Source organism: Pseudomonas sp. K5002 (assembly GCF_013386655.1).
In the GTDB taxonomy this organism is placed as follows: Bacteria; Pseudomonadota; Gammaproteobacteria; order Pseudomonadales; family Pseudomonadaceae; genus Aquipseudomonas.
The window spans coordinates 1-4956 of the sequence record NZ_JACARK010000488.1 but is presented as its reverse complement, the minus strand read 5'-3'; the positions used below and the strand labels follow the sequence as shown (position 1 = coordinate 4956).

At 59.8% G+C, this 4956-nt stretch carries 5 protein-coding genes; 4 read left to right on the top strand and 1 reads right to left on the bottom strand.

What is annotated here, in order from left to right; all coding sequences use genetic code 11:
• Positions 1–304 precede the first annotated feature (304 nt).
• The 4 genes from HX846_RS21365 to HX846_RS21350 all read left to right on the top strand — a co-directional run bounded on the left by HX846_RS21365 (position 305) and on the right by HX846_RS21350 (position 4190).
• Positions 305–1174: an oxaloacetate decarboxylase gene (locus HX846_RS21365; protein WP_177067944.1), complete on the top strand. Its 870-nt coding sequence runs from the start codon at positions 305–307 to the stop codon at positions 1172–1174.
• Positions 1175–1339: 165 nt separating this feature from the next.
• Positions 1340–2326 (top strand): taurine ABC transporter substrate-binding protein, encoded by a 987-nt coding sequence (gene tauA / locus HX846_RS21360; protein ID WP_087694293.1) that lies wholly within the window; start codon positions 1340–1342, stop codon positions 2324–2326.
• Positions 2327–2328: 2 nt separating this feature from the next.
• Positions 2329–3162, top strand: coding sequence for a taurine dioxygenase (tauD, locus tag HX846_RS21355; protein ID WP_178966054.1), 834 nt, complete (start codon positions 2329–2331; stop codon positions 3160–3162).
• A gap of 14 nt (positions 3163–3176) precedes the next feature.
• Positions 3177–4190 carry a GNAT family N-acetyltransferase gene (locus tag HX846_RS21350; RefSeq protein ID WP_178966053.1) on the top strand — a complete coding sequence of 338 codons (1014 nt, stop codon included), beginning with the start codon at positions 3177–3179 and terminating at the stop codon, positions 4188–4190.
• Between the two features lie 2 nt (positions 4191–4192).
• Here the strand turns inward: HX846_RS21350 and HX846_RS21345 are convergent, their stop codons facing one another.
• The gene (locus tag HX846_RS21345; RefSeq protein WP_178966052.1) at positions 4193–4744 is read right to left on the bottom strand and encodes a GNAT family N-acetyltransferase; all 552 of its coding nucleotides are present in this window, start codon (positions 4742–4744) and stop codon (positions 4193–4195) included.
• Between the last annotated feature and the right edge of the window lie 212 nt (positions 4745–4956).

The following is a 4956-nucleotide window of genomic DNA, read 5'->3' as shown; positions in this document are numbered from 1 at the left end:
CCGATGGCGGGCGAACCGGCGCCGGACCCCAAGCAGGTGGCCGCGATTCAGGCCATGGGTGTGGCGTTCCTGGATAGCCGGGTCAAACACAATCCCGCCGCCACCGAATGGTTGCACCAGGCCGCGTCAACCTGGCTGGGTGAGGCGGGACGGTTGAAATAATGGCGGCGGGCTTCCCTCCGCCAAGCGTGATGTATAAGTTTCTCAAACGTCATCAACCATCTTTTTCCGGCGTGATACGCTAGCCTTACTTTTGAATTGGCACTGGTCGTTCCCGCGTATACGGCGACAGTGAGGAGTGAACATGTCGAAAATTTCCCACCAGGATCTACGGCGCTCGTTTCGCGAGCTGCTGGCCTCCCAACACTGCTTTCACACCGCCTCGGTGTTCGACCCGATGTCCGCCAGGATCGCTGCAGACCTGGGCTTCGAAGTCGGCATCCTGGGAGGCTCGGTGGCGTCATTACAGGTCCTGGCTGCACCGGACTTCGCGCTGATTACCCTGAGTGAGTTCGTCGAGCAGGCCACCCGCATCGGCCGGGTGGCGCAGCTTCCGGTGATCGCCGACGCCGACCACGGCTACGGAAATGCACTGAACGTGATGCGCACCGTCCAGGAACTGGAGCGTGCTGGCGTCTCGGCGCTGACCATTGAAGATACCCTGTTGCCCGCGCAGTTCGGGCGCAAATCCACCGACCTCATCAGCACGGAAGAGGGCGTGGGCAAGGTCAAGGCGGCCCTGGAGGCCCGGGTCGATCCGCAGCTTTCGATCATCGCCCGGACCAACGCCGCCGTATTGCCGGTGGAAGACGTTATCCATCGCACCAAGGCGTATCAAGAGGCTGGCGCAGACGGCATCTGCATGGTGGGCGTCCGTGACTTCGAGCACCTTGAACAGATCGCCGAAGGCCTGACGGTGCCGTTGATGCTGGTGACCTACGCCAACCCGCATCTCAATGACAACGAACGCCTGGCCAAACTGGGTGTGCGGATTGTGGTCGCCGGGCACGGCGCGTACTTCGCCTCGATCAAGGCCACCTACGACAGCCTTCGCGAACAGCGCAACCTGACGCGCAGCACGTCAAACCTGACCGCCAGCGAACTGACCCACACCTACACGTTCCCCGACACCTACGTGAGCTGGGCCAAAGAGTTCATGGATGTCCAAGAGTGACATGACCCTGCAGGAGCGAGCTTGATCGCTCCTGCAGAAGCTCTAAGCTAATTCCATAAAATTATTTATTTTATTTTTTATAGATCAATATCATCTAACTGAGTTGATCCTTGGAGAGCCGGAGTCCGCGCTGTTCAAGTCTTATCCGCTCAGGAATCTATAAAAATGAACACGCTGAAACTGGCCCGCAACCTCCTCTCGGCCGTGGGCCTCGCTGTCCTCTCCCTAAGCGCTCAATCCGCTGACCTCACCATCGGTTACATCAACGGCATCGACCCGATCAAACGCGCCATCGCCGATGGCGAATATGAAAAAGGTATCGGCCAGAAGATCGATTGGCGCAGATTCGACGCGGGCCCGGCCGTCCTGGCCGCCATGGCTTCCGGTGATGTGCAGATCGGCAACCTGGGCTCCAGCCCGTTGGCCGCGGCGGCTTCGCGAAACATGCCGCTGGTGGCGTTCATTGTCAGCGCGCAGATTCGCAGTTCCGAGGCCCTGGTGGTTCGCGACGGCAGCGGGATCAAGACCCCTGATGACCTGATCGGCAAAACCATCGCCGTGCCCTTTGTGTCGACCTCCCATTACAGCCTGCTGGGCGCGCTGAAGCACTGGAACCTGGACCCGCGCAAAGTCAACATCGTCAACCTGACACCGGCACAAATCACCGCCGCCTGGGCCCGCGGCGATATCGACGGGGCGTTTACCTGGTCGCCTGCCCTGGGTGAAATCCGTAAGACCGGCAAGATCCTCACGGATGCTGCCGAAGTTTCCAACTGGGGCGCCCCGACCTTTGAGGTGTGGGTAGCGCGCAAGGATTTCGCTGAAAAGAATCCGAAGGTCGTTGCCGATTTTGCCAGGGTCAGCCTGGCGGCGATTGCCGATTACGCCGCGCATAAAAAAGACTGGACCGCTGATTCTGCCCCCGTGAAGAGCATCGCCCGACTCACAGGCGCCAACGCTGCGGACATTCCCGAGCTGCTCGAAGGCTCGTCGTTCCCGACAGCCGCCGAACAAAAAAGCGCGCAATACCTCGCCGGTGGCACCGCCAGGGAAATCGGCAAGACCGCCGAATTTCTGAAAGAGCAGGGAAAAATCGAAAAGGTCCTGCCTGACTATTCCGCCTTCGTCAGCGACAAGTTCATCGGAGAATAATCATGGGCCTGACGCTTCATCCCCTTGGCCCTGCCATCGGCGCCGAGGTTGAGGGGCTGGATATGGCCCTGCCTCTGACGGATCAACAACACGACTGGGTGGAGCAAGCACTGCTGCAGCACCAGGTGTTGTTCTTCCGTAACCAGGCCATTACCCCCGGGCAGCACGTGGCATTTGCCGCGCGGTTTGGTGATTTGCACCGGCATCCGATTTACCCGCACGTTGACCGGCACCCGGAATTGCTGCTGATCGACACCGCCGTGACCGATGTCCGCGACAACGCCATCTGGCACACCGATGTGACCTTCCTCGCCGCACCGGCGATGGGCTCTGTGTTGGCGGCCAGGCAAGTGCCTGCGTTCGGCGGGGATACGTTGTGGGCCAATGGCGTGGCTGCGTTTGAAGGGTTATCGGCCCCCGTCAGGCAACTGCTCGACGGCCTGACCGCCACCCACGAATTGACCAAATCATTTCCCACCGAGCGCTTCGGCAGCACGCCCGAAGCATTGGCGCGCTACGAAAAAGCCCGGAAGGATCACCCGCCGCTGTCACACCCGGTGGTCAGGACGCATCCTGCCACCGGGCGCAAGGCGTTGTTTGTGAATGAAGGCTTTACTACGCGGATCAATGAGCTTGAGGTGGCGGAAAGTGATGCGTTGCTGCGGTTATTGTTCAGCCACGTGAGCCGTCCGGAATTCACCGTGCGTTGGCGATGGAAGGCGAATGATGTAGCGTTCTGGGATAACCGCATTACCCAGCATTACGCGATTGATGATTACCGACCGCAAAGGCGGGTGATGCACCGCGCGACGATGTTGGGTGACGTGCCTTTTTGATGGAGGATCGGTCGATGGACTTGCCCTTGGTGATCAACCCTGACGACTATCTGGAAACCGAGTTCGGCAGGGAATTCACGCCTGAACGAAATCGACAGGCATGGCAGCTCGCGTATGCGCGGTTGAGGCACGAGCTGTCACAGGCGGCAAAGGGCACTCATGTGTACGTGGTCATGGGCGTGCAGGGGGCGGGCAAGTCTCGCTGGGTGGCGGAAAACCTTGAGCGGTTGGGGCACGGCGCAATCGTCTTCGATGCTGCTTTGCCGGCGCGGCGTCATCGGCAGGAGCTGCTGTCCATCGCGAGGGACTATGCAGTCCCGGTGATCGGCATCCTGGTGAGCGCACCGCTGGAGCTGGCGTTATCGCGAAATGCCCAACGCAATGCTGACAAAAAGGTGCCGGAGGACGCGCTGAAAAGCGTGTTCAGCATGCTCGAGCCACCCAGTGAAGACGAAGGATTCGTGTGGGTGCAAACCATTGAACAGCAGGCGCCGCTGCCAACAACCCTGCAAACTGACCGGATGACCCTGGTTGCGCCTGATGTGGCGCTCGCTGAAAAACTCGCCGATGCCTTGAACGCCAGCTACGCACTGCACCGCCGGTTTCTCGTATGGAGCAAGCCGCACTGGACGCTGGAGGACACGCAGGAAAGCCTGCAGCGCGCGGCAAAAGACTTCGATGCGCCTGTCGGGGAGAAACGGTATTTCCTGTTATCTCGCGACGATCCCCAGGCATTGGTGGGCTGTATCGGCCTGCTGCCGCTGGCCGATGAGATTCACAGCTACGAAGTTGGCTATTGGGGCAATCAGGCACACGCCGGTCATGGGCTGATGAGGGAGGCATTGACCGCTCTGGTTTCGCAGTTGAGCGGGCACACACTGCGCCTGACCACTTCTTCGGCGAACATATCCAGTCAACGACTGGCTGAGGCAACGGGGTTTGAATGGGTGGAAACCCTTCAAGGCGCGCGGCGCTGCGAGTACTTCGGCGTACGCGATACGCTGGTTTACCGCCGGACCGCGCGCTGACACTAAAGGTACTCACACTCCCCACGCAGCAGCGAAAGCTGAACCAGGTCTTGATGAGCTGCGTTCCAGTAACCCGCCTGCCTCAACGTTCCTTCACGCACGAACCCGGCTTTCTCAAGCAGGTTCAGTGACCGGGCGTTGTCAGGATGAACCAGCGCTTCGATCCTGTTGAGTTCCATGTGCTGGAACGCCCATCGAAGGGCGGCGTAAACCGCTTCCTTCATGAGCCCCTGTCCCTGTGCCGATTGCGCCATCTCAAACCCGATGGCGCAACTGCGCCACGTACGATTCCATTTGAAGAAACCACAGGTGCCGATCAGCGCTGCCGTGGCTGTCTCCTCAATCCCCCAGCGAATCCCCGGATTGGGTGAGGTGCGCCAACTGGCAAACAGCTCGATCAGTTGCTCCGCTTGATGAGGCTCGGTGATTGGGTCGGCACCGAACCACTTCATTGCTTCAGCGTCGCTATGAATCGCAAACAACCCCACCGCATCCTCCTGTGTAAGTTCTCTGAGGGTCAGGCGTTCGGTTTTGAGAGTCGGAAAATCGGACACTGCGGGCGTCACCTTCTAGAAAAACGATTCGCTAAGGTGTGTCGTGCGGAATAAAAAATCAATCTGTTCAGTGGTGACGCAGGGCGTCACGGGATACGAACACACGCTCCTGATCAACTGAGATCAACTGTGGGAGCTGTCGAGCCCCAGCGAGGCTGCGATGCAGGCGCCGCGGTCTGGCAGGTACGGCGCGGCGACCCCATCGCAGCCTC